The following is a 24,569-nucleotide window of genomic DNA, read 5'->3' as shown; positions in this document are numbered from 1 at the left end:
GCTTTTTGTTGACGGCAGGCGCCAATCTTGTTCAATGCGGCGCCGATCCAACTCGGGGCAGGAGAACAATGTCCGCCGTTCGTTTTCAGGTTGCGGCCCTCTGGACCGCGCTCGCTTTGTGCACTGCGATGAGCAGCCCGGCACTGGCGCAGAAGAAGTACGACAGCGGCGCATCCGATACCGAGATCAGAATAGGCAACATCATGCCCTATAGCGGCCCGGCCTCGGCCTACGCCGCGATCGGCAAGGCCGAAGAAGCCTATTTCCGCAAGGTCAATGCCGAGGGCGGCATCAACGGGCGCAAGATCAAGTTCATCTCCTATGATGACGCCTATTCACCGCCGAAGACGGTGGAGCAGGCGCGCAAGCTGGTCGAGAGCGACGGGGTGCTGCTGATCTTCGGATCGCTCGGCACGTCCACCAACGGCGCCATCCGCAAATACATGAACGAGAAGAAGGTGCCGCAATTGTTCGTGGCGAGCGGCGCCTCGAAGTGGAACGATCCCAGGCAGTATCCCTGGACCATGGGCTGGCAGCCGAGCTACGCGAGCGAGGCGCGCATCTACGCCAAATACATCATGAAAGAGAAGCCGGACGGAAAGATCGGCGTGCTCTACCAGAACGACGATTTCGGCAAGGACTATCTGAAGGGGTTAAAAGATGGCCTCGGGCCCAAGGCCTCGATGATCGTGCTGGAAGAGGCCTACGACACGTCGGAGCCCGCGATCGACGAGCACGTCGTGAAGCTGAAGGCCTCGGGCGCCGACGTGTTCATCAGCATCACCACGCCGAAATTCGCCGCGCAGGCGATCAAGAAGGCGGCGGAGATCAACTGGCATCCGGTCCACATCATCTCCAACGTCTCGGCTTCGGTCGGCGGCGTGATCGAGCCCGCAGGGCTCGAGGTCTCGCAGGGCGTCCTGTCGGCGAGCTACACCAAGGACGGCTCCGATCCGCAGTGGAATGCCGACGACGGCATGAAGAAATTCTATAACTTCCTCGCGCAATATGATCCCAAGGCCAACAAGCTCGATGCCGGCGTCGTGTTCGGCTATGCCGCCGCGCAGACCATGGTGAAGGTGCTGCAGATGTGCGGCGACGACCTCACCCGCGAGAACGTGATGAGGCAGGCAGCCTCCTTGAAGGATTTCGAGCCCGACACGCTGCTGCCCGGCATCAGGATCAACACCGCGCCGGACAATTTCGCGCCGATCGAGCAGCTGCAGATGATGCGCTTCAAGGGCCGGAAATGGGAGCTGTTCGGCGACATCATCTCCAGCGAGATGGGCCACTGAAGCGGCGCAACCCAAAATCGTTCCCTGATTGGTTAAACAACCCAAGACAGCCGGACCTTCTCGCAGTCGCACACGGGCGCCGGCGGCCCCTGACTACTAAAGACGCAGCCCCTGCGACGCCGTCGCTGGGGCTTTCTGTTGAAGGCACCAGCCAAATCGTATTGAATTGCGGCAGCGTCGCCAAAAAAATCGAGACAAGAAAAGGGGCGCACACACATCAAGAAAATAGGGAGATAGGAATGCCCGCTGTCACCGGCAAGCTTGCAGCCGCATCACTGGCGCTTGCGCTCATTGCGGCCTCGGCCTCCACTGCATCGGCCCAGAAGAAATACGATACCGGCGCGACCGACACCGAGATCAAGATCGGCAACATCATGCCCTACAGCGGACCGGCCTCCGCCTACGGTATCATCGGGCGGACCGAAGCCGCCTATTTCAAGAAGATCAACGAAGAGGGCGGCATCAACGGCCGCAAGATCAATTTCGTCTCCTACGACGACGCCTATTCGCCGCCGAAGACGGTGGAGCAGGCACGCAAGCTGGTCGAGAGCGACGAGGTTCTGCTGATCTTCAATTCACTCGGCACGCCGCCGAACTCGGCCATTCAGAAATACATGAACTCGAAGAAGGTGCCCCAGCTGTTCGTCGCGACCGGCGCCACCAAATGGAACGATCCGCAGAACTTCCCCTGGACCATGGGCTGGCAGCCAAATTACCAGAGCGAGACGCAGATCTACGCGAAATACATCCTGAAGGAGATGCCGAATGCCAAGATCGGCGTGCTCTACCAGAACGACGATTACGGCAAGGACTACCTGAAGGGCCTGAAAGACGGGCTCGGCGCCAAGGCCGCGAGCATGATCGTGCTGGAGGAAAGCTACGAGACCTCCGAGCCGACGATCGACAATCACATCGTGAAGATGAAAGCGACCGGCGCCGACGTCTTCATCAACATCACCACACCGAAGTTCGCGGCACAGGCGATCAAGAAGATCTCCGAAATCGGCTGGAAGCCGACCCACTTCCTCAACAACGTCTCGGCCTCGGTCGGCAGCGTGATCAAGCCCGCCGGCTTCGAGAATTCGCAGGACATCATTTCGGCCGCCTACCTGAAGGACGTGTCGGATCCTCAGTGGAAGGACGACGCCGGCATGAAGGCTTTCCTGGAGTTCATGACGAAATACTTCCCTGAAGGTGACAAGCTCGACGGCGGCACCATCGTCGGTTACGGCGTGGCGCAGACGCTGGTGGAAGCGCTGAAGAAGTGCGGCGACAATCTCACGCGCGAGAACGTCATGAAGCAGGCGGCGAGCCTGAAGGACTTCCGCACCGAGGTGCTGCTGCCCGGCATCAAGATCAACACCGGCGCGAACGACTTCGCACCGATCAGCTCGCTTCAGCTCATGAAGTTCAAGGGCGAGAAGTGGGATCTGTTCGGCGACGTCATCAGCGCTGACGCCGGCGGCTAGCCTCCAGCCGGATCGCAATGTTCAAAAGGGCCCTCCGCGAAATCATCGCGGAGGGCTTTTTGCTACGCGGCGATTATGATCACGCGATTGCATATTCGAATGATGACACAGCCGGCTTACGCTTTGGCCGCCGATGCGCTAGGCAGGGGGAACCGCGGCGTGTGTCGCCAGTTTGTTCCGTCTGCCGAAGGCCATCGTCATGACCGACCGCCGTCCCCTGCTCCGCGCGCTCTACGACGCCGCCGTTGCCGCCGCCCATCCCAATGTGATGCTGGCGCCGCACCTGGGGCCCGCGCCGAAAGGACGCGTGATCTGCCTCGCCGCCGGCAAGGGCGCCGGCGCCATGGCCGCAGCGGCCGAACGGCATTATCTCGACACGCTCAAGCTGGCGCCGGAGCGGCTCGTCGGCATCGCCACCACGCGCCACGGCTACGGCGTGCCGACGCGCCGCATCCGCGTGGTCGAGGCCGGGCATCCCGTGCCGGATGAGGCTGGCCTCAAGGGCGCGGCCGACACGCTCGCGCTCGCAGGCGAGGCCGGGCCGGACGATCTGCTGCTGGTGCTGCTCACCGGCGGCGGCTCGGCGAACTGGATCGCGCCCAGCAACGGTATCAGCTTTGCGCAGAAGCAGGCGGTCAACAAGGCGCTGCTGCGCTCGGGCGCGCCGATCGGCGAGATGAACGTCGTGCGCAAACACCTGTCGCGGATCAAGGGCGGCCGTCTCGCACGCGCCGGCAAGAATGCCGCCAAGATCGTGACGCTCGCGATCTCGGACGTACCGCATGACGATCCTTCCGCGATCGCCTCCGGTCCGACCGTGCCTGATCCGACCACGCTGGCCGATGCGCGCGCCATCGTCGCGAAATACAAGCTCAACATCGACGATGCCGTGCGCCGCGCGCTCGACGATCCCGCCAACGAAAGCTGCAAGCCCGGCGATGCCGCCTTCGCGCGCGCGCATTTCGAATTGATCGCGCGGCCCAAGCAGTCGCTCGACGCCGCGGTGAAGCTCGCGCGCGAATCCGGTTACGAGACCATCGACCTCGGCGCCGATCTCGAAGGCGAGGCACGCGAGGTCGCGGCCGCTCACGCCAGGCTGGCGCTGCAAGCGCGCGCGCAAGGCAAGCGCCTCGCGATTCTCTCCGGCGGCGAGCTCACGGTGACCGTGCGCGGCAATGGGCGCGGCGGGCCGAACCAGGAATACGCGCTGGCGCTTGCCGCCCTGCTCAAGGACACGCCTGACATCTCGGCGCTGGCCGGCGACACCGACGGCGCCGACGGCGGCGCCGGCAACCCCACCGACCCCGCCGGCGCGCTGATCGACGCGACGACGTTCGCAAAGATGAAGGCGCAGGGGCTTCAGCCGCAAGCGTACCTGGACAACAACGACGCCACGACGTTCTTCGAGGCGACCGGCGACCTGCTGCTACCGGGCCCGACGCTGACCAACGTGAACGACATCAGGGTGATTTTGGTGGATTGAGGCGCCTGCCCCCAGCAACGGTGTCATTCCCCGCGATAGCGGGGAATCCAGTACGCCGCGGCTTCTCGATTCCAGCCGTGCCGTCTCTGGAATACTGGATCGCCCGGTCAAGCCGGGCGATGACAGCCGAGTTCAGAACTCGCTCGCGACCTTCGCGAGCATCGCGATCAGGGCTTCGCGATTGGCCTGCCCGAGCAGCTCGTTCAGCCGGGCCTCGTGCTTGGTGGCGACCAGCTTCTTGGCGCGGGCCAGCACCGCCTTGCCCTTGTCGGTCAGCACCAGGATGTGCGAGCGGCGGTCGTTGGTGGAGCGAATCCGCGCACAAAGGTCGCGGCTCTCGAGATTGTCGAGCATGGCCACGAAGTTCGGCCTGAGGATGCCGAGGGTGGAGGCGATCTCGGTCTGGTTACGGCCCGGATTCTTCTCGACCAGCAGCAGCACGGAGAACTGCGCCGGCGTGAGCTGGAGCGAGGCCATGCAGCGCAGGAAGTTCTCGAACACCTTGAGCTGCGCCCGCTTCAGCACATAGCCGAGCTGTTCCGAGAGCTCGCCGAGCTGGAGCGCTTCGCCAGCCCCCTGACCTTGCACCTCGGCCGCGTCCTTGCGGCCCTTGGCCGTGTCGGCAGGCTTTTCGGCGGACTTTTCAGCGGCTTTGGAAACGGTCATCGCCTCGTGCTCGTAATCCCGCTAAATTCGGGAGGGATCGTTCCCGCCCTTGATGTTATATTTGATAATTGTTATGGACCATATCAAATATCGCATGCGTTTTTCAATGGCTGTGAGCGGACCGTCCACCGAGATCGAGGGGACCGGTCCGTAATCTTAAGGGGGAGCGTCCGGTCTTGAATACCACCATCATGCTGTTCCTGGTGCAGGACGGCATCACCAATGGCGCGATCTATGCGCTGCTCGGCCTGGCGCTGGTGCTGGTGTTCGCCGTCACCCGCGTCATTCTCATTCCCCAGGGCGAATTCGTCACCTACGGCGCGTTGACCTATGCCTCGCTGGCCGCGGGCCAGATGCCGGGCACGGCCAAGCTCGCGCTGGCGCTCGGCATTGGCGCCTTCGCCTTCGACCTGTTCGTCGCGCGCAAGGCGCTGCACGGCCGCCTGATCGTGCGCAGCGCCCTCACCAATATCGTGCTGCCGGCCATCGTGCTGGCGCTGACGGTGTACTTCGCCGCGCAGAAGCCGCCGGTCGCGGTCTCGATCGCTCTGTCGCTGGTAATCGTGGCGATGATCGGCCTCTATCTCTACCGCGTCGCATTCCAGCCGCTGGCACACACCTCCGTGCTGGTGCTGCTGATCGCATCCGTGGGCGTCCATCTGGCACTGCAGGGCCTCGGCCTGCTGTTCTTCGGCGCCGAAGGCCAGCGCGGACCTGCTGTGCTGTCCGGCGCGTTCACCGCGGGCTCGCTGCGCTTCACCGGCCAGAGCCTCACCGTCTACGGCATCACCATCGCCTTCATCGTCGCCCTCTGGCTGTTCTTCGGCCTGACCCTCTACGGCAAGGCGCTGCGCGCGACCGCCGTGAACCGGCTGGGGGCGCGGCTCGTCGGCATCCGCACCACGCTGTCGGGGCAGATCGCCTTCCTGCTGGCATCCGTCATCGGCGCGCTGTCGGGCATCATGATCGTGCCGATCACGACGCTCTACTATGACAGCGGCTTCCTGATCGGCCTGAAGGGCTTCGTCGCCGCGATCATCGGCGGCCTCGTCAGCTACCCCCTCACCGCCGCCGCGGCGCTGGTCGTCGGCCTCGTCGAGGCGTTCTCGTCCTTCTATGCCTCCAACTACAAGGAGGTGATCGTTTTCATGCTGCTGATCCCCGTGTTGCTGCTGCGCTCGCTCGCCGCGCCCGCCGTCGAAGAAGAGAAGGACTGAGGCTAAGATGCAGAGCCGCCTTCCCATCATCGTCTTCGCAGCCGTCATGGCCGTGATCCCGTTCGTCCCCGGCATGCCTCCGTTCTGGATCGTGCTGCTCGACAATATCGGCCTGGCCGCCCTCGTCGCGATGGGCCTCGTGCTGCTGACCGGCGTCGGCGGCCTGACCTCGTTCGGACAGGCAGCCTTCGTCGGCTTCGGCGCCTATACCACCGCGGTGCTGTCGACGGCCTACGGCCTGTCGCCCTGGCTGACGCTGCCGCTGTCGCTATTGGTCAGCGGATCGCTGGCAGTGCTGCTCGGGCTGATCACCGTCCGCCTCTCCGGCCATTATCTGCCGCTGGGCACGCTCGCCTGGGGGCTCGGGCTGTTCTATCTCTTCAGCAAGCTGGAGTTCCTCGGCCGTAACGACGGCATCTCGGCGATCCCGCCGCTGTCGATCGGCACGTTCAAGATGCTCTCGCCCGGCTCGATCTATTACGCGATCTGGGTCGCCGTGATCCTCTCGGCCCTGCTCACGATGAACCTCCTGGATTCCCGCACCGGCCGCGCCATCCGCGCGCTGCGGCGCGGCCATGTCGCCGCCGAGGCGTTCGGCGTGCACACGCCGCGCGCCAAGCTGCTGGTGTTCATCCATGCCGCCGTGCTCGCGGGCCTCTCGGGCTGGCTCTACGCCCATCTCCAGCGCGCGGTGAACCCGACGCCGTTCGGCGCACAGGCCGGCATCGAATATCTCTTCATCGCGGTGGTCGGCGGCGCCGGCTATGTCTGGGGCGGCGTGCTCGGCGCGGCGATCGTCGTGGTGCTGAAAGAGGTGCTGCAGAGCTATCTGCCGCTGATCCTGCCCGGCTCCGGACAGGTCGAGACCATCGTGTTCGGCATCATGCTGGTGGCGCTGCTGCAACTCGCGCCCGGCGGCCTCTGGCCCTGGCTGATGTCCTTCCTGCCCGAGCGCTCCGGTGGCAAGAAGCCCGACACCTCGCTGAAGCTGGAACAGCGTCCCCGCGCGCCCGGCCACTCCAGCATCCTGCTCCAGGTCGACAAGGCACGAAAGCAGTTCGGCGGCGTGGTCGCCGTCAACAACGTCTCCTTCGACGTCCAGGCTCGCGAGATCGTCGCGCTGATCGGCCCGAACGGCGCCGGCAAGAGCACGACCTTCAACCTGATCACCGGCGTGCTGTCGGCCACGTCAGGCTCGGTCTCGGTGCTCGGCAAGAAGGTCGACAAGGCGCCGCCGCAGGAGATCGTCAAGCTCGGCATCAGCAGGACCTTTCAGCATGTGAAGCTGGTCCCTGACATGACCGTGCTGGAGAACGTCGCGATCGGCGCGCATCTGCGCGGCCATTCCGGCCCGATCGCCTCGATGCTGCGGCTCGACCGCGCCGACGAGGCCAAATTGCTCGCCGAGGCCGCCCGCCAGATCGAGCGTGTCGGCCTTGCCGACCAGATGCATCAGCTCGCAGGCAGCCTTTCGCTCGGCCAGCAGCGCATCGTCGAGATCGCCCGCGCGCTCTGCGTCGACCCGATGCTGCTGCTGCTCGACGAACCGGCCGCCGGCCTGCGCCACATGGAGAAGCAGCAGCTCGCCAAGCTGCTGCGTGACTTGCGCGATGGCGGCATGAGCGTCCTCCTGGTCGAGCACGACATGGGCTTCGTCATGAACCTCGCCGACCGCATCGTGGTGCTCGATTTCGGCACCAAGATTGCCGAAGGCACCCCCGCCACGATCAAGACCAATCCCGAAGTGATCAAGGCCTATCTCGGAGTGGCGGCATGAGCGCGCTGTTGTCCGTCACCGACGCCCATGTCGCCTATGGCAAGGTCGAGGCGGTGCGCTCGGTCTCGCTCGAGGTCGGCGCGAATGAGATCGTCACCATCGTCGGCGCCAACGGCGCCGGCAAGACCACGCTGCTGTCCGCCATCATGGGCATCCTGCCGCTGAAAGGCCGCGTCACCTTTGCCGGCCAGGATCTCGCCCGGCTCGACATCGAGGACCGTGTCGCGATGGGGCTTGGCCTCGTCCCGGAGCACCGCGAATTGTTCGTGACCATGAATGTCGAGGACAATCTCGAATTGGGTGCGTTCCGCATTGAGCGGAGCAAGGCGAAGGCCTCGATGGAGCGCGTCTACACGCTGTTCCCGCGGCTGAAGGAGCGGCGCAAGCAGTTCGCCGGCACGCTCTCCGGCGGCGAGCAGCAGATGCTCGCGATGGGCCGCGCGCTGATGGGCGAGCCGAAGCTCCTCATGCTGGACGAGCCGAGCCTCGGCCTCGCGCCGATCATCGTCGCCGACATCTTCCGCATCGTCACCGAACTCCGCGCCAGCGGCGTCTCCGTGCTGCTGGTCGAGCAGAACGCCCAGGCCGCGCTGAAGATCGCGGACCAGGCCTATGTGATGGAGCTCGGCGAGTTCGTGCTCTCCGGCAAGGCCAGCGACATCGCCGCGAACGAGCGGGTTGCGGCGAGCTATCTTGGCTTCCAGCATGAAGGCGAGAGCGCGATCTGATTTCTCTTACCCTCCCCTGGAGGGGGAGGGTCGCTTCGCCACGAGCGTAGCGATGTGCGAAGCGGGTGGGATGACGGTCCCTCCGCGTAGAACACTGCCCGTGTTGAGAGATCACCCCACCCCGCTCGCGCTCCACGCGATCGACCCTCCCCCTCCAGGGGAGGGTAAGCAAGCGCCGCGTTTACGAAGCTACCCCGCCTTCTCCTTCAGCATCGCGACCTCCGCCTCCAGCTCCGCGATCCTCGCATCCCTCGCCGCCAGCGCGGCCGCTACATCACCCGCATCGAATTTCTGCGGAATGTGCTGTGGGCAGTTGGTGTCCCAGGCTGCGATCTTGAACAGGATCACCTGCTCCGGCCGGGCGCGGTAGCCCTTCGGCATCAGCGACGTCGTCAACGCCTCGTCGTCCTCGACCACGCGCGCCTCGCCCCAGATCTTCACGCGGCGGCGATGGGCGTAGTCCATCACGAAAATGTAGGCCTTGGGATTCTCCGACAGGTTACCCTGGGTGATGTACTGCCGGTTGCCGGCATAATCGGTGAAAGCCAGCGTCTGCTTGTCCAGCACCTTCAAGAAGCCCTTCGGGCCGCCGCGGTGTTGGATGTAAGGCTGGCCATCGGCCGAGGCGGTCGCAAAATAGAAGCTGGTGGCGTCAGCCAGGAATGCGGCGAGGTTCTCGTCGACCTCAGTGCGCCATCCACGCTGCTCGGCGTGGGCATAACCCTCGCGCGAGCCCTTGCGGGCCTGGATCGTCTTCACCGCCGGCGAGAACGCGACATCGCTGGCATAGGTGTGAACTGCAATCATCGGAACATCTCCTGAAGATTCCCGCGCATTGCTGCGTCTTTCGACGACTAAAGTGGACCTCACGGCAGCTAAAACAATCTACGCGCTTGACACTTCATCATTGCGATATATGCAATAATGACATGGACCGCCTCGAAGCCATGCACGCCTTCGTCACCGTCGCCGATCTCAGCGGCTTCGCGCCGGCGGCGCGCAAGCTGCACCTGTCGCCCTCGGCGGTAACGCGGCTGATCGCGGCGCTGGAGCAGCACCTCGGCGCCCGGCTGTTGCAGCGGACCACCCGGCAGGTGAGATTGACCGACGTCGGCACGCGCTATCTGGAGCGCGCGCGGCGCATCCTCGCCGATGTCGAGGAGGCCGACGGCTCCGCGCGGGAGGAGCGCAACCGGCCGAGCGGACGGTTGGTGGTATCGGCGCCGGTCGGCTTCGGCCGGCTGCATGTCGGGCCGGTGATGACCGACTATCTCAAGCGCTATCCCGAGGTCGGCGGGGAATTGCGCTTGTCCGACCATCTCGTCAATCTCGTGGAGGACGCCGTCGATGTCGCGGTGCGGATCGGTCATCTCTCCGACTCCTCGCTGGTGGCGCGCCAGGTCGGCGAGATGCGGCGGATCGTGGTGGCGACGCCGGGCTATCTGAAGCGTCACGGCGAGCCGAAGACGCCGGACGCGTTGCTCGAACACCAGACCATTCAGTTCGGCCCCTCCGCCAGCTGGCACTTCGTGCAGGATGGCCGCGACATCGAGGTCACGCCATCGCCCCGCTTCATCAGCAACAGCGCCGACGCCGCCCTGCAATACGCGGAAGCCAGCGGCGGGGTGACGCGCGTGCTGGCCTATCAGGCCGCCGAGGGGCTGAAACGCGGACGGCTGAAAATCGTGCTGGCGAAGTACGAGCAGCCGGCGCTGCCGATCCACGTCATTTACCCGACCTCGCGACTGCTCTCGGCCAAGGTGCGCGCGTTCGTCGATCTCGTGGTGGAGACTGCGGAGTGGAGGTTTGGGTAGATACGTGTCCCGGACGCGCCGCGGAGCGGGCGCAGAGCCGGGACGCGGCAGGGTGCCATGTCGAGACATGGGTCCCGGCTCTGCGCAGCAGCGTTGCACGCTGCAGCGCGTCCGGGACACGGAGAGATCACCCCTTCTTCGGCACCACCCGAAACGTGCCGCTCGCCCGCGCGATCACGGCATCGTCGGCCTTCACAAGGCACTGCGCAAAGCAGATCGTCTTGCCGGTCTTGATCACGTCGCTCTCGATCGAACACCACTGGCCGATCTCGGCGGAGCCGGCAAAATCGACCGAAAGCGAGACCGTCACGAACGACGTGGTCCAGTTGGTCACCAGCGCACAACTATAGCCCATGGCATTGTCGGCGAGCGCCGCGATGAGGCCGCCATGGATCAGCCCGCGGCCGTTGGTGTGGGGTCTGGCCAGCCGGAGGCCGATGATGACGGCCTTGTCGGTGTTCTTGGAGTAAAGCGGCTCCCAGGGTTCGGTGAGAGGGCTCTTGCGAAAGAGCGGCTCGAAGCCGGCGGGAATGTCGGTGGCGGTCATGGTTGTCTCGCGTTGCCGTGTCGTCAGCATTGAACGCGATGGCGATGACGGTTGCATCAATTACAAAGTTTTAAACGGGATTTGCTCGCGTGTTTGAAACACGGGTGGCGCCACAATGACCGAGCCGTAGGGTGGGCAAAGCGAAGCGTGCCCACGCGCTTTCGCAATTATGCGAAGGTGGCGGGCACGGCGCAAGAGCGCCTTTGCCCGCACTACGGCACCGTCTTAAAACGGCAGCCCGACATAATTCTCCGACAGCGACGTCATCGCGGCCTGCGACTGCGTGACGTAGTCGAGCTCGGCGAGCTGAATGCGCGCGCCGATGGTGCCGGTGTCGGGGAATTTGTGCAGCATCGAGGTCATCCACCAGGAGAAGCGCACCGCCTTCCAGACCCGCGCCAGGGCCGTGGTGGAATAGGCGTCGATGCCGGCGCTGGATTTCTCGTCGTAGAATTCGCGCAGCGCGCCCGACAGATAATGTGCGTCGCTGGCAGCGAGATTCAGTCCCTTGGCGCCGGTCGGCGGCACGATGTGGGCGGCGTCACCGCACAGGAACAGCTTGCCGAAGCGCATCGGCTCGGCGACGAAGCTGCGCAGGGGCGCAATGCTCTTCTCGATCGAGGGGCCCGTGACGAGGCTGTCGGCCGCCTCCTGGTCGAGCCGGCGCTTCAATTCGTCCCAGAAGCGTTCGTCCGGCCATTGGTCGACATGGTCGTCGAGCGAACACTGCACATAGTAGCGGCTGCGTCTGGTCGAGCGCATGGTGCAAAGCGCAAAGCCGCGGGCGTGGTTGGAGTAGATCAGCTCATGGCTGACCGGCGGCGTCTCCGAGAGGATGCCGAGCCAACCGAACGGATAGACCCGCTCGAACTCCTCAATCGCCCCGGCCGGGACGCTGGCGCGGCTGACGCCGTGAAAGCCGTCGCAGCCGGCGATGAAATCGCAATCGAGCGTGTGGGTCACGCCGTCCTTGACCCAGGTTACGCGCGGGTGACTGCCGTCGAAATCATGCGGCTGCACGTCCCTGGCCTCATAGACCGAGACGAGACCGGCGGCCTTCCGCGCATTCATCAGGTCGAGCGTGACCTCGGTCTGGCCGTAGATCATGACCGTCTTGCCGGTCGCCGCCTTCATGTCAATGCGGTGACGGCGGCCGGAAAAGGCGAGCTCGATGCCTTCATGCACCAGGCCTTCGGCATGCGCCCGCGCCCCGGCGCCGATCTGGTCGAGCAGCGCGACGGTTCCCTCCTCGAGCAGACCGGCGCGGATGCGACCGAGCACGTAATCCGGGCTCTGCCGCTCCAGAATGACATTGTCGATGCCGTATGCGTGCAGCAGTTGCCCAAGCAACAATCCGGCCGGTCCGGCCCCGATGATTGCGACTTTTGTCCGCAATACTTGCTCCTTCCGATCCTGTAGGCTTTGCTCGTGGCTCGCTTGTCGCGTTGCTCCGCGCACGATAATTATATCATATAACGGTTGGGCAAAAGGGGAGGGCCGTCGCCGGGCAGCGACAAATCCATGCAGCATGGCTGACGCAGACGGCGCGGCGAAGTGCGCGCCAGTTCCGGCTTGAACGCGCTGGCCGATTAGATAACATGTTAATTAACGAGACCGGGCCATCGAAGCCCGCCGTCGAAAACAGGGAGAGACGTGTGATGAGGAAAGCCTGTCTGGCGTTGCTGCTGGCCGCAAGCGTGACGCCTGCCTTCGCGCAGGACAAGACCTTCGATTTGAAGATCTCGCACTGGGTGCCGGCTTCGCATCCGCTGCAGAAGTCGCTGGAAGACTGGGCTGCCGCGGTCGAGAAGGATTCCGGCGGCACCATCAAAGGCAAAGTGTTTCCGGCCCAGCAACTCGGCAAGGCGTTCGACCATTACGACATGGCGCGCGACGGCATCGCCGACGTCACCTACGTCAATCCCGGCTACCAGCCCGGCCGCTTCCCGATCGTCGGCGCCGGCGAACTGCCGTTCCTGATCTCGGACGCCAAGGGCGGCTCGATGGGGCTGGACGCCTGGTATCGCAAATATGCCGAGAAGGAGATGAAGGACGTCAAATACTGCCTCGCCTTCGTCCACTCACCCTCCTCCTTCCATTCCAAGACCAAGAAGATCGTGCTGCCCGAAGATGTGAAGGGCATGAAGATCCGCCCGGCGCACGCCACCATGGCGAACTTCGTGACGTCGCTCGGCGGCACCAATGTGCAGTCCTCGGCGCCTGAGGTCCGCGATATCATCGAGCGCGGCGTCGCCGACGGCGTCACCTTTCCCTGGGGGTCGCTGGTGCTGTTCGGCATCGACAAGGTGACCAAGTACGACATGGAGGCGCCGCTCTACACCACGACCTTCGTGTTCGTGATCAACAAGGACAAGTACAACGCGATGTCCGACAAGCAGAAGGCCGCGATCGACAAGAACTGCTCGGTCGAAATGGCGGGCATGGTCGGCGAGCACTGGGGCAAGTTCGAGGATGCCGGCATCGACAAGGTGAAGGCGGAATCCGGTCACGAGGTCTACAAGCTGACATCCGAGCAGACCGCTGCCTGGAAGAAGGCCGCCGAGCCGCTGGTGAAGACCTGGTCCGAGGGCGCCAAGAAGGCCGGAGCCGATCCGGACGCCGCTCTCGCGGATCTCAAGGCCTCGCTGAAGAAGTACAACGCGCTAGCGGAGTGAGGCCCACACTCGCTCCGCCTCTCCCGCTTGCGGGAGAGGTCGGCGCGTCCGGGCGATGCGAAGCATCGTCCCGCGCGCCAGGTGAGGGCTCTCTCCCCTTGAGGAGTCTCTCTGTGGAGGCACCCCCACCCCTCCCCCGCAAGCGGGAGAGGGAGCCCAGCACCGTCGTGGATGCAACGCACTCATCTTGAACAGGACCACCCCATGAAGCGCTCCTGGATGGACCGCATCATCGACACGATCGAATGGATCGCGGCCGGCTTCGTCGGCATCGTCGCGCTCGACATCTTCCTGTCGGTGCTGCTGCGCAACACGCTGAATTATTCGATCCCCGATTCGTTCGACATCGGCCGCATGTTGCTCGGCATCCTCATCTTCTGGGGCATCGCCGCGACCTCCTATCGCGGCACCCATATCACCGTGGACCTCGTCTGGGGCAATGTCGGACCGCGCCATCAGCGCTGGATCGACGTGTTCGCAACCCTGGTGCTGCTGTTCGTCGTGACGGTGCAGACCTGGACGCTGTTCGACAAGGTACGCGGCACCTACAACGACAATGTCCTGACCTTCGACATGCACATGCCGACATGGCCGTTCTTCGCGATCGCCTGGGTCGGTGACGTCTGCGCCGTGCTGCTGATCGCGATCCGCACCTACCGCCTGATCTTCCACCCCGAAGACATGCACGATCCCAAATTGAAGGCGACGGAGTAATCATGAGCACCGATGCCGTCGCCGTAATCGGCTTCGTCTCCCTGTTTGTCCTGATGCTGCTGCGCGTGCCCGTCGGCATGGCCATGGGCCTCGTCGGCGTCTCCGGCTTCGCCTATCTCGTCAACGGGACGGCGGCCCTGAAGCTGGTCGGCCAGACCTCGATGCGCACGGTGACCGACTACACCTTCGGCGTCATCCCGATGTTCCTGCTGATGGGCTCGTTCGTGTCCAATTCCGGCATGAGCCGCGAGCTGTTCCGCGCCGCCAACGGGTTCGTCGGACATTTGCGCGGCGGCCTCGGCATCGCCACCGTCGGGGCCTGCGGCGGCTTTGCCGCGATCTGCGGCTCCTCTGTCGCGACCGCCGCGACGTTCTCCGCCGTCGCTTACCCGGAGATGCGCCGCTTCGGCTATCCGCAATCGTTCGCCACCGGCGTGATCGCCGCCGGCGGCACGCTGGGCGCGATGCTGCCGCCCTCCACGGTGCTCGCGGTCTACGGCATCATCACCGAGCAGGACATCGGAAAGCTCTTCATCGCCGGCATCATCCCGGGCCTGCTGGCGATGAGCATGTACATGATCACGATCTTCCTGATCGGTTATTTCCGCCCCGACTTCCTGCCCAAGGGCAAGGTGACGCCGTGGCGCGAGCGCTTTGCGGGCCTGAAGGAGATCTGGGCGCCGGTGCTGCTGTTCGTGTTCGTGATCGGCGGCCTCTATGGCCTGCCCTATTTGCCGCGCTTCACGCCGACGGAAGCCGGCGGCGTCGGCGCCGCCGGCGCGTTCATCATCGGCGTGCTGACGGGCCGGCTCGACCGCGAGAAGATGCTGGCCTCGCTGCTGCAGGCGACGCGCACCGCCGCGGCGGTGTTCACGGTGCTGATCGGCGCGCTGATCTTCGGCTATTTCCTCACGGTGACGCAGACGCCGCAGAAAGTGACCGAATTCCTCACCGGCCTCGGTCTCGGCAGCTATGGCGTGCTGGCGCTGATCATGGTGATGTATCTCGTGCTCGGCTGCCTGATGGACGCCATGGCGATGATTATCCTCACCGTGCCGATCATCTTCCCCGTGATCACGCATCTCGGCTTCGACCCGATCTGGTTCGGCGTCATCATTGTCATGACCGTCGAGCTCGGCCTGATTCACCCGCCGGTCGGGATGAACGTCTTCGTCATCAAGAGCGTGGTGAAGGACGTCTCCTTCTCCACGATCTTCAAGGGCGTGATTCCGTTCGTGGTCACCGACCTGATCCGCCTCGTGATCCTGATCGCCTTCCCGCTGCTCGCGACCTGGCTGCCGACGCGGATGATGGCGCATTGACAGGGTGAAGCATGACGACACCGACGCTCGAGACGAAATACGTCTTCACCATCACCGCGCGCATCGGCGACGTCGTCACCGCCGGCGAGACCGGCATCGGTGTCCGCCGCATCATCCCGATCATCGGCGGTGAGGTCACGGGTGCGATATCAGGCAAGGTGCTGCCGTTCGGCGCCGACTTCCAGACCATCCGACCCAACGAGCTGATCGACCTGGAGGCGAAATACGCCTTCGAGACCGACGACGGCGCCATTGTCTATGTCGAGAACAAGGGCATGCGTTTCGGACCGGTCGAGCTGCTGCAGAAGCTCAAGCGCGGCGAACCGGTCGATCCCAAGCTGATCTATTTCCGCACCGTGCCGCGGTTCGAGACCGGGCACGACAAGTATCGCTGGCTGATGGAGCACATTTTCGTCGGCTCAGCGGCGCGGCACGCCGACCGCGTCGTGATCGACGTGCATCAGGTGATGTGACCATACGCTCTGCTGTCGTCCCTGCGAACGCAGGGACCCATACCGCGGAATCTATCGATTGCGGGCGGTGGGAGTACCGAACGGCAAGTCTTCGCCAAACTCCTCCCTGGGGTTATGGGTCCCTGCGTTCGCAGGGACGACATCGAATTTGGGGAAGGATTTTGCCCCTAACCGGTTAACTCCACGCGTCAGCCCAAGCTTGACTCCCCCAAAATTCGTTATACAACATAACTATTCTGACAAGGACGCAAATGACACAGGGAAACGCCGAGACCGCTGACGCGGGTGCCTCCGGGCTACTCCGGATCGAGAGGGCGGACCGGGTTCTGACCGTGGGTCTGAACCGGCCGGCCAAGCGCAACGCGCTCAACGATGGCATCATCCTGGAAATCGGCGAGTGTTTTGCGTCCCTGCCCTCGGATATCGGCGCGGTCGTCATTCACGGCATTGGCGATCATTTCTCCAGCGGCCTCGACCTCTCCGAGCTGACCGAGCATGACGCGACCGGCGGCCTGCTCCATTCCCAGATGTGGCACCGGGTGTTCGACCGCATCCAATACAGCCGCGTCCCCGTGATCGCGGCGCTGAAGGGCGCCGTGATCGGCGGCGGGCTGGAGCTTGCCTGCTCGGCGCATATCCGCGTCGCCGAGCCCTCGACCTATTTCGCGCTTCCGGAGGGCCAGCGCGGCATCTTCGTCGGCGGCGGCGGCTCGGTCCGGCTGCCGCGGTTGATCGGCGTCGCCCGGATGATGGACATGATGCTGACGGGCCGCGTCTACAGCGCGACCGAAGGCGCCTCCTACGGCTTCGCGCAATATGTCACGGAGGCCGGCAACGGGCTCGGCAAGGCGATGGAGCTCGCGACCAAGGTGGCCTCCAACGCGCCGCTGACGAACTTCGCCGTGCTCCAGGCGCTGCCGATGATCGCGGAGGCCAATCCGCAGACCGGCCTGCTGATGGAATCGCTGATGGCGACCGTCGCGCAGAGCGACAAAGAGGCAAAACGCCGGATCCGCGAATTCCTCGAACACAAGACCGCAAAGGTAAAGCCCAAGTCATGAGCGCGCAGCCGTCCTCTTCCAGCATGGAGCGCGGCGCGAGCACTTTCCCGCTGCGGCCCATTTCGTTCGGCGATCCCGTCGTCGACATCGAACGCCGCGACGACGGCACGATCTACCTCAGGCCGAAGCAGCCGCTCGGCGACTATCCGGTCCGCATCACCGATCGCCTGCATCATTGGGCGGCGACGACGCCGGACCGCGTCTTCATGGCCGAGCGCGAAGGCGGCCGCGGCTGGCGCAAGATCACTTACGCCGAGTTGCTCGTCGCCAGCCGTCACATTGCGTCCGGCCTGATTGCGCGCGGCCTGTCGGCGGAGCGGCCGGTCGTCATCCTCTCCGGCAATTCGATCGACCACGCCTTGCTCGCGTTCGGCGCGTTCTATGCCGGCATTCCGTTCTGCCCGGTGTCGCCGGCCTATTCGCTGGTGTCGAAAGATTACGGCAAGCTGTCCTATCTGATGAAGCTGCTGACGCCCGGCCTCGTCTTCGCCGAGGACGCCGACAAGTTCGCCGATGCGCTTGCCGCCAACGTCTCGCTCGGCACCGAGATCGCCGCGTCCTACGGCCAGGTGCCGGGCCGCGACGTCACCACGCTCGCCGACCTCATGGCGACGCCGATCCGCAGCGATCTCGACGAGGTCCACGGCAAGATCGGCCCCGACACGATCGCGAAATTCCTGCTGACGTCGGGCTCGACCGGCAATCCCAAGGCCGTCATCAACACCCAGCGCATGATCTGCGCCAACCAGGTGATGTTGCGCGAGACGCTCGCCTTTCTGAAAGACGAGCCGCCGGTCATCATCGACTGGCTGCCCTGGAATCACACCTTTGGCGGCAACCACAATATCGGCCTGACGCTGTACAATGGCGGCTCGATGTATCTGGACGCCGGCAAGCCGATGCCCGGCGGCATCGAGGAGACCGTGCGCAATCTCCAGGAGATCTCTCCGACGGTCTATTTCAACGTGCCGAAGGGCTATGAATCGCTGCTGCCCTATTTGCGTGACGATCAGGGCCTGCGCGCAAAGTTCTTCGACCGGCTGCATGCGATGTTCTTCTCCGGCGCGGCACTCTCGCCCTTCATCTGGGACAGCCTCGACGAGCTCGCGGTGAAGGAAAAGGGCTACCGCGTGCCGATGCTGACCGGGCTCGGTGCGACCGAGACCGCGCCGTTCTTCATGTCGGTCAATCCGCGCACCAGCCGCTCCGGCCATGTCGGTCTGCCCGTGTCAGGCAACGACGCCAAGCTGGTGCCGAACAACGGCAAGCTGGAAGTGCGCGCCAAGGGGCCGAACGTGATGCCCGGCTACTGGCGCCAACCCGACATCAGCGCGAAATCCTTCGACGAGGAGGGATTTTACAAGATGGGGGATGCGCTCAAGCCCGCCGATCCCGATGATCTCAACGCAGGCTTCGATTTCGACGGCCGTGTCGGTGAAGACTTCAAGCTCGCCAGCGGTACCTGGGTCAGCGTCGGCCCGCTGCGCGCGCGCCTCACGGCGGCCTGCGCCCCGCTGGTGCGCGACGTCGTTATTGCCGGCATCAATCGCGACGAGGTCTCGGCGCTGGTTGTGCTCGACCTCGACGGTTGCCGGCTGATCAATCCGACGCTGCCGACCGACGATCTCGTCGTCGCGACACGCGACCGGCTGGTGCGCGAGGCGTTTCGCGAGCGCCTGGCCGGTTTCCTCAGCCAAGCCACGGGTTCCTCGACCCGGATCACGCGCGCGATCCTGATGGACGCGCCGCTCTCGATCGACAAGGGCGAAGTCACCGACAAGGGCTCGATCAACCAGCGCGCCGTGCTCGAGCACCGCACCGAATTGATCGAGGAGCTCTACGCTGCCAATCCGTCGGACCGTGTGATATCGGTCGGCTAACCCGGACATAAGCTACAGGAGAACGCCATGTTGTTGAAAGATCAGGCAGCCATCGTCACCGGCGGCGCATCGGGACTGGGCGCTGCAACCGCGCGAAAACTGGCGGCGCAGGGCGCCAAGGTCGCGGTGTGCGATCTCAACGCCAAGCTCGCGGAGACTGTCGCCGCCGAGATCAAGGGCGTGGCAATCACCTGCGACGTCTCCGATGCCGCTTCCGCTGAAGCTGCGATCGCGCAGGCGACCAAGGCTCTTGGCGCGCCGCGCGTGCTGGTCAATTGCGCCGGCATCGGCGTGGCCAAGCGCGTCGTCGGCCGCGACGGCCCGATGGCGCTCGCCGATTTCGACAAGGTGATCAAGGTCAATCTGATCGGCACCTTCAACATGCTGCGCCTGGCCGCGACCGAGATGTCCAAGCTGGAGCCGCAGGCGACCGGCGAGCGCGGCGTCATCATCAACACGGCCTCCGTTGCCGCTTATGATGGCCAGATCGGGCAATCAGCCTATTCGGCTTCCAAGGGCGGCATCGTCGGCATGACGCTGCCGATCGCGCGCGAACTGGCGCAGTTCGGCATCCGCGTGCTGACCATCGCGCCGGGCCTGTTCCTGACCCCGCTGCTCGCGAACCTGCCGCAGGAAGCCCAGGACTCGCTCGCCGCCGCCATCCCCTTCCCGCGCCGGCTCGGCCACGCCGACGAGTTCGCCGCGCTCGCGCTGCACATGGTCGAGAACTCCTACCTGAACGGCGAAGTGGTGCGCCTCGACGGCTCGCTGCGCATGGCACCGAAATAAGGCGCGCGACACATGTTCGTGAACCGGCGCGACGTACAGATCCAGTGGGGTGATTGCGACCCCGCCAACATCGTCTACTACCCGCGCTATTTCGCGATGTTCGACGATTCGACCTCGACCCTGTTCGAGGTCGCCGGATTCTCCAAGCAGGACCTGGTCCGCAAATACGGCCTGGTGGGAATCCCCATGGTCGACACGCGATCCAAGTTCTACATCCCCTCGACCTATGGCGACTGGATCACCATCGAGACGAAGATCGAGAGCATCAGGCGCTCGAGCTTCGAGGTGAAGCACAACGTCTACAAGGGTGACGCGCTGGCGATCGAGGGTTTTGAGACCCGCGTCCTCGTCGGTCGCGATCCCGTTAACCCCGACAAGCTGAAATCGGCACCGTTCCCGGCGGAAATGGTAGCCAAATTCACGGGGAGTTAAGTCCGGAGCTAATCGCCGCATCGCCAAAAGAGGGGGCTGAATTACCCCCCGATTTCTGCTTTCAAAGAAACACGTAAAGGGAGGAATAGATGAAACGCTTTTACTTGACCGCCGCCATCACCGCGGCGACGCTTGCCCTGCCGGCGCTGCCCGCGCTGGCCCAGACCAGCGAAATCACCATCGGCATCACCACCACCACGACCGGCCCCGGCGCCGCGCTCGGCATTCCCGAGCGCAACGCGCTGGAATTCGTGCCGAAGGAAATCGGCGGCGTGCCGCTGAAGGTGATCGTGCTCGACGACGGCGGCGATCCCACCACCGCAACCACCAACGCCCGCCGCTTCGTGACCGAATCCAAGGCCGACATCATCATGGGCTCGGCGCTGACGCCGCCGACGATCGCGGTCTCCAACGTCGCCAATGAAGCCGGCATTCCGCATTTCGGCCTAGCACCGTTCCCGATCACGCCCGAGCGCATGAAGTGGTCGGTGGCGATGCCGCAGCCGATCCCGATCGTGGGCAAGGTGCTGTACGAGCACATGAAGAGCAAGGGCGTGAAGACGCTCGGCTATATCGGCTATTCCGACTCCTATGGCGACCTCTGGTTCAACGATTTGAAAGCCCAGGCCGTGCCGATGGGCATGACCATCGTCGACGAGGAGCGCTTCGCCCGTCCCGATACGTCGGTGACCGGACAGGTCCTGAAGCTCGTTGCCGCCAATCCCGACGCGGTCCTGGTCGGCGCGTCCGGCACCGCAGCCGCGCTGCCGCAGACCGAGCTGCGCGAGCGCGGCTATCAGGGCCTGATCTACCAGACCCATGGCGCAGCCAGCATGGACTTCATCCGCATCGCCGGCAAAGCGGCCGAGGGCGTGCTGATGGCGTCGGGTCCGGTGATGGACCCCGAGGACCAGCCGGACGAAGCCGCCACCAAGAAGCCGGGTCTCGCGCTCAACGCCGCGTATGAGGCAAAGTACGGCCCGAACAGCCGCAGCCAGTTCGCTGGCCATTCCTACGACGCCTTTGAGATCCTCAAGCGCATCATCCCGACCGCGCTGAAGACCGCAAAACCCGGTACGCCGGAATTCCGCGAAGCGATCCGCCAGGCCTTGCTGACGGAGAAGGAACTGGCGGCAAGCCAGGGCGTCTACAACTTCACCGAAAAGGACCGTTACGGCCTCGACGACCGCTCGCGCATCCTGCTGACGGTGAAGAACGGCAAGTACTCGCTGGTGAAATAGGCGCGGCGAAAGTTGAGAGACGACGAGAGCCGGCCCAATGGGCCGGCTCTTTTTGTTTGGGCGTTTGAGATCGAGTGCCGCGAGCGGGAGATCAAATCGTACGCAGGCCAACAACACCGCTCTCACCGTTCCCTCCCCCCTTGTGGGGGAGGGGCAGGGAGGGGGGTGCCACACGGGGATTCCTTCCGTCGTGCGCCGGCCTCCATGCACCATCACCAAGCAGCACCTTTTGCTGGGCTACCCCTCTCCCTAACCCTCCCCCACAAGGGGGGAGGGAACGCACCTCCTTCGGAGCACGAGAGGAAATTCATCACATCAGGCCCTAAGCCGCCTGCCGCAGCGGGGTCCAGGCGAACTCCGGATAGTAATTGTCCATCATGCGATCGACATAGGCGGTGAGGTTCGGAAAGCCCTCGGCGCGCTCGCGCAGGGCCGATTCGAAGAACGGCGAGAGAATGCCGGCGAGCATCCCGAAGGCGGTGGCATCGACGCCGCAGGGCTTTTTGCCCATCAGATAGGACTTGTCGCCGAGCTGCACCGAGAGCGCGAACAGCGAGCGCACGGCGAGCTCGACATCGTCATCGGGACCATGGCGGCCGAGGCCCGAGAGCAGATAGTTCTCGGCGACGCGGAATTGCGCGTCCTCGCGCAGCTTCTCGCGGTTGTGCTCCGGCGCGCCGTCGAAGAAATGCGCAGGCCCCTTGGCGAAATTGACGGGATCGACCCAGCGCGCGCCAACCAGCCCCCAGTAGATGTGGTGCTCGATCATCCGTTCGAACGCCCAGGCCTGCGCGCGGTCGGTCAGCGACAGCCCGGCATCGAAATCAAAGCCGTATCGGCGCTCGATATGGGCGCGAATGAAGGTGGAATCGGCCACCGCCTCGCCGCCATCGTCAATGAAGGGCAGCTGGCCCTTGGGCGAGGCCGGCGGCATTGCCCGCTCCTTCCGGTAGGGCAGTCCCGCCATCTTGAGCTGCACTTCCGTCTTGGTGACGAAGGGGCTGATTTCCGGCAGGCCGAAGCCGGTGCCAAATCCGTAGAGCGTGATCATGAAAGCTTCTCCTGAACCACCGAAAAAGTTGACGGAACCTAGTGCCGGGCTGCTGCCACCATGGTGGCAGCAGCCGTGATATCTTCTGCGAAACGGGCCCCCCGCCAGGCACGGCCCATCACATGGCGGACCAGCGCGTCCGCGGCCTGGATCAGCGGGCGTGCCACCACGCTTGCGAGGGCAAACCGGAGGTCGACGGCCATGAGATCGAGCGAAACGAGGCGGCCGAACGCCGACGCGGACCACGCCTGCGCCCGCAACATCGGAATAGCCGGGCCGAAATGGGTCGGAATGATCATGGACAAATCCTCTTCAGTCGATGTGTTGTCCCGGTATAGAACCCCCCTGCTGCCAACATCCTGTCAGCAGCCGCGCGCCGCTTTCTGAAAAGACCACAACAAGAGACCCGTCATGAGACGCGCCGACCGGCTGTTTCAAATCATCCAGGTGCTGAGGCGCACGCGTAAGCCGCTGACGGCGGACGCCATCGCGGCCGAGCTCGAGACCTCGAAGCGCACGATCTATCGCGACATCGCAACGCTGATCGGCCAGCGCGTGCCGATCCGCGGTGAAGCCGGCATGGGCTACATCCTGGAAAAGGGATTTGATCTTCCGCCGCTGATGCTGACGCCCGACGAGATCGAGGCGGCGGTGCTGGGCGCACAGTGGGTCGCCGGCCATGCCGATTCGGCACTGGCGCGCGCGGCCGAGGATCTGATGGCCAAGATCGCGGACACCGTGCCCGAGCGGCTGCGTCCGTTCGTGCTGGAGCCCGCGAGCCGGGCACGGCCGAGCTGGAACAGGGAGCCGGACCGCCTGGACATGGTGCGCACGCGCACCCAGATCCATGAAGGCAAGAAGATCATGCTGCGCTATCGCGACGAGCAGGGCCGCGCCAGCGAGCGCATGATCTGGCCGATCTCGGTCGGCTATCTCGAAGCCGTGCGCCTGCTGGCAGCCTGGTGCGAGCTACGCGGCGACTTCCGCAGCTTCCGCACCGACCGCGTGGTCGATGCCAACTATCTCGACGAGAGATATCCTGAGCGGCGCGACGTGCTGCGCGCGAGATGGCGGCAGAGCCTGGTCTGGGGCCCGCCCAAAGACACCTGACAAGGACATTTGAGGACGATGGAAGAGAGCTCCCCCGTCGATCTGTCGAGCTGTTGCCAGAGTTGCGGCGCCTGCTGCGGCTATTCGGCCAACTGGCCGCGCTTCTCGGTCGAGAGCGACGAAGAGCTTGCCGCCATTCCGGAGGCGCTGGTCAACGACCGCCAATCCGGCATGCGTTGCGAGGGCGACCGCTGCTCAGCCTTGCAGGGGGATATTGGAAGAGCGACCGCGTGCGGCATCTATGCGGTACGGCCGGAGGTGTGTCGCACCTGCATGCCGGGCGACGCCGAATGCGCGATGGCGCGGCGGAAGTTCGGGCTTCCGGCTATCGAAGCTAGTTAGGCCGGAACGGCTTCGCCGATTTCGTCGTCGATCTCGTCGTCCAGCGGTGCGAGCACCGAGAGCGGCTTGGTCGACAGCGTGATCGGCTTGCGCCCGCCCGACAGCGACGGCGAGGATTTCGCCGTGCCTTCGCGCGACAGCGCATAGAGCGTCGAGCCCACGCGGCCGCCGTTTTCGATCAGGTCGCGCTCGTTACAGCTCGCTGCGATCGCGACCGCCAGCGAGTGCAGATGGCTGCGGCGATAGCAGAACAGCGCCAGCCTGGCGCGCGCGTCAGGGGAAACACTCTCAACCAGCCGCGGCAGGCCACTCTCGCTGGCGCGATACATCTCGCCAAGGAGCTCGTCGCGAACCGGGCAGAAATCGCTTTCAAAAGTATCGCGGCTTGAAAACATTGCAGTTCTCCCTCGTGTGCGGAAGATGCAGCGCAATTCTCTAATGAAAGGTTAACCACGCTGCCCGGTAGTCACCCGGGGTGCTTGC

Annotated in this window: 25 protein-coding genes; 18 read left to right on the top strand and 7 right to left on the bottom strand. The window is 64.4% G+C overall.

Annotated elements, in window-relative coordinates:
• Positions 1-68 precede the first annotated feature (68 nt).
• From BM190_RS11110 to BM190_RS11100, 3 genes are all read left to right on the top strand, one after another.
• The gene (locus BM190_RS11110; protein ID WP_092254321.1) at positions 69-1,295 is read left to right on the top strand and encodes an ABC transporter substrate-binding protein; all 1,227 of its coding nucleotides are present in this window, start codon (positions 69-71) and stop codon (positions 1,293-1,295) included.
• Between the two features lie 239 nt (positions 1,296-1,534).
• The gene (locus tag BM190_RS11105) at positions 1,535-2,764 is read left to right on the top strand and encodes an ABC transporter substrate-binding protein (protein WP_092254319.1); all 1,230 of its coding nucleotides are present in this window, start codon (positions 1,535-1,537) and stop codon (positions 2,762-2,764) included.
• Positions 2,765-2,963: 199 nt separating this feature from the next.
• Positions 2,964-4,247, top strand: coding sequence for a glycerate kinase type-2 family protein (locus tag BM190_RS11100; RefSeq protein ID WP_092254897.1), 1,284 nt, complete (start codon positions 2,964-2,966; stop codon positions 4,245-4,247).
• 132 nt (positions 4,248-4,379) lie between these two features.
• Here BM190_RS11100 and BM190_RS11095 read toward each other — a convergent pair whose 3' ends face one another.
• Positions 4,380-4,913: a MarR family winged helix-turn-helix transcriptional regulator gene (locus BM190_RS11095; RefSeq protein ID WP_092254317.1), complete on the bottom strand. Its 534-nt coding sequence runs from the start codon at positions 4,911-4,913 to the stop codon at positions 4,380-4,382.
• A 176-nt stretch (positions 4,914-5,089) separates the two neighbouring features.
• Here BM190_RS11095 and BM190_RS11090 point away from each other — a divergent pair, with 176 nt between their 5' ends.
• Genes BM190_RS11090 through BM190_RS11080 form a run of 3 tightly spaced genes read left to right on the top strand, consistent with a single transcriptional unit; the run spans position 5,090 to position 8,635 of the window.
• Entirely contained in the window at positions 5,090-6,130 is a 1,041-nt protein-coding gene (locus tag BM190_RS11090) for a branched-chain amino acid ABC transporter permease (protein ID WP_018318832.1), read from the top strand.
• Between the two features lie 7 nt (positions 6,131-6,137).
• Positions 6,138-7,907 carry a branched-chain amino acid ABC transporter ATP-binding protein/permease gene (locus BM190_RS11085; RefSeq protein ID WP_092254315.1) on the top strand — a complete coding sequence of 590 codons (1,770 nt, stop codon included), beginning with the start codon at positions 6,138-6,140 and terminating at the stop codon, positions 7,905-7,907.
• Positions 7,904-8,635 carry an ABC transporter ATP-binding protein gene (locus BM190_RS11080; protein ID WP_018318834.1) on the top strand — a complete coding sequence of 244 codons (732 nt, stop codon included), beginning with the start codon at positions 7,904-7,906 and terminating at the stop codon, positions 8,633-8,635. Before BM190_RS11085 ends, BM190_RS11080 begins: the two co-directional genes overlap by 4 nt.
• Before the next feature lie 189 nt (positions 8,636-8,824).
• Here the strand turns inward: BM190_RS11080 and BM190_RS11075 are convergent, their stop codons facing one another.
• The gene (locus BM190_RS11075; RefSeq protein ID WP_092254313.1) at positions 8,825-9,442 is read right to left on the bottom strand and encodes a pyridoxamine 5'-phosphate oxidase family protein; all 618 of its coding nucleotides are present in this window, start codon (positions 9,440-9,442) and stop codon (positions 8,825-8,827) included.
• A 122-nt stretch (positions 9,443-9,564) separates the two neighbouring features.
• On the opposite strand from BM190_RS11075, the gene BM190_RS11070 reads away from it, so the two are divergent.
• Positions 9,565-10,449 (top strand): LysR family transcriptional regulator, encoded by an 885-nt coding sequence (locus BM190_RS11070; protein ID WP_092254311.1) that lies wholly within the window; start codon positions 9,565-9,567, stop codon positions 10,447-10,449.
• Positions 10,450-10,576: 127 nt separating this feature from the next.
• Here BM190_RS11070 and BM190_RS11065 read toward each other — a convergent pair whose 3' ends face one another.
• Both BM190_RS11065 and pobA read right to left on the bottom strand, forming a co-directional pair.
• Positions 10,577-10,996, bottom strand: coding sequence for a PaaI family thioesterase (locus BM190_RS11065; RefSeq protein WP_091956036.1), 420 nt, complete (start codon positions 10,994-10,996; stop codon positions 10,577-10,579).
• 225 nt (positions 10,997-11,221) lie between these two features.
• Positions 11,222-12,391, bottom strand: a complete 1,170-nt coding sequence (gene pobA, locus BM190_RS11060; RefSeq protein ID WP_092254309.1) for a 4-hydroxybenzoate 3-monooxygenase — start codon at positions 12,389-12,391, stop codon at positions 11,222-11,224.
• A gap of 263 nt (positions 12,392-12,654) precedes the next feature.
• On the opposite strand from pobA, the gene BM190_RS11055 reads away from it, so the two are divergent.
• The 9 genes from BM190_RS11055 (at position 12,655) to BM190_RS11015 (ending at position 21,583) form a co-directional block, all read left to right on the top strand.
• Positions 12,655-13,671, top strand: coding sequence for a TRAP transporter substrate-binding protein (locus tag BM190_RS11055; RefSeq protein ID WP_092254307.1), 1,017 nt, complete (start codon positions 12,655-12,657; stop codon positions 13,669-13,671).
• A gap of 204 nt (positions 13,672-13,875) precedes the next feature.
• On the top strand, positions 13,876-14,385 hold the full coding sequence (locus tag BM190_RS11050) for a TRAP transporter small permease (protein ID WP_018321429.1): 510 nt from the start codon (positions 13,876-13,878) through the stop codon (positions 14,383-14,385).
• 2 nt (positions 14,386-14,387) lie between these two features.
• On the top strand, positions 14,388-15,707 hold the full coding sequence (locus tag BM190_RS11045; RefSeq protein ID WP_092254305.1) for a TRAP transporter large permease: 1,320 nt from the start codon (positions 14,388-14,390) through the stop codon (positions 15,705-15,707).
• Between the two features lie 11 nt (positions 15,708-15,718).
• Entirely contained in the window at positions 15,719-16,180 is a 462-nt protein-coding gene (locus tag BM190_RS11040) for a DUF3237 domain-containing protein (protein WP_092254303.1), read from the top strand.
• A 251-nt stretch (positions 16,181-16,431) separates the two neighbouring features.
• Complete coding sequence (locus tag BM190_RS11035; protein WP_092254301.1) at positions 16,432-17,241, top strand: crotonase/enoyl-CoA hydratase family protein; 810 nt, start codon at positions 16,432-16,434, stop codon at positions 17,239-17,241.
• A complete protein-coding gene (locus BM190_RS11030) occupies positions 17,238-19,121 on the top strand; it encodes a feruloyl-CoA synthase (protein ID WP_092254299.1) in 1,884 nt (627 codons plus the stop codon). The genes BM190_RS11035 and BM190_RS11030 overlap by 4 nt, the downstream gene beginning before the upstream one ends.
• Positions 19,122-19,148: 27 nt before the next feature.
• Positions 19,149-19,910 carry an SDR family NAD(P)-dependent oxidoreductase gene (locus BM190_RS11025; RefSeq protein ID WP_018321424.1) on the top strand — a complete coding sequence of 254 codons (762 nt, stop codon included), beginning with the start codon at positions 19,149-19,151 and terminating at the stop codon, positions 19,908-19,910.
• 12 nt (positions 19,911-19,922) lie between these two features.
• Entirely contained in the window at positions 19,923-20,342 is a 420-nt protein-coding gene (locus BM190_RS11020; RefSeq protein ID WP_018321423.1) for an acyl-CoA thioesterase, read from the top strand.
• An 89-nt stretch (positions 20,343-20,431) separates the two neighbouring features.
• Positions 20,432-21,583: an ABC transporter substrate-binding protein gene (locus BM190_RS11015; RefSeq protein ID WP_092254297.1), complete on the top strand. Its 1,152-nt coding sequence runs from the start codon at positions 20,432-20,434 to the stop codon at positions 21,581-21,583.
• Positions 21,584-21,905: 322 nt separating this feature from the next.
• Here BM190_RS11015 and BM190_RS11010 read toward each other — a convergent pair whose 3' ends face one another.
• On the bottom strand, positions 21,906-22,634 hold the full coding sequence (locus BM190_RS11010) for a glutathione S-transferase family protein (protein ID WP_092254295.1): 729 nt from the start codon (positions 22,632-22,634) through the stop codon (positions 21,906-21,908).
• 38 nt (positions 22,635-22,672) lie between these two features.
• The gene (locus BM190_RS11005; protein ID WP_018321420.1) at positions 22,673-22,933 is read right to left on the bottom strand and encodes a hypothetical protein; all 261 of its coding nucleotides are present in this window, start codon (positions 22,931-22,933) and stop codon (positions 22,673-22,675) included.
• A 112-nt stretch (positions 22,934-23,045) separates the two neighbouring features.
• Between BM190_RS11005 and BM190_RS11000 the strand changes: the two genes are divergently transcribed.
• Together BM190_RS11000 and BM190_RS10995 are read left to right on the top strand one after the other, a co-directional pair.
• Positions 23,046-23,744 carry a helix-turn-helix transcriptional regulator gene (locus BM190_RS11000; RefSeq protein ID WP_026202551.1) on the top strand — a complete coding sequence of 233 codons (699 nt, stop codon included), beginning with the start codon at positions 23,046-23,048 and terminating at the stop codon, positions 23,742-23,744.
• An 18-nt stretch (positions 23,745-23,762) separates the two neighbouring features.
• Positions 23,763-24,086 carry a YkgJ family cysteine cluster protein gene (locus BM190_RS10995; protein ID WP_092254293.1) on the top strand — a complete coding sequence of 108 codons (324 nt, stop codon included), beginning with the start codon at positions 23,763-23,765 and terminating at the stop codon, positions 24,084-24,086.
• Here the strand turns inward: BM190_RS10995 and BM190_RS10990 are convergent.
• Positions 24,083-24,481, bottom strand: a complete 399-nt coding sequence (locus BM190_RS10990) for a hypothetical protein (protein ID WP_026202549.1) — start codon at positions 24,479-24,481, stop codon at positions 24,083-24,085. The two genes, BM190_RS10995 and BM190_RS10990, sit on opposite strands and share 4 nt — an antisense overlap.
• Positions 24,482-24,569 lie beyond the last annotated feature (88 nt).

This window comes from Bradyrhizobium sp. Rc3b (genome assembly GCF_900114915.1).
Lineage (GTDB): Bacteria > Pseudomonadota > Alphaproteobacteria > Rhizobiales > Xanthobacteraceae > Bradyrhizobium.
This window is presented reverse-complemented; position numbering and strand designations above follow the sequence as displayed.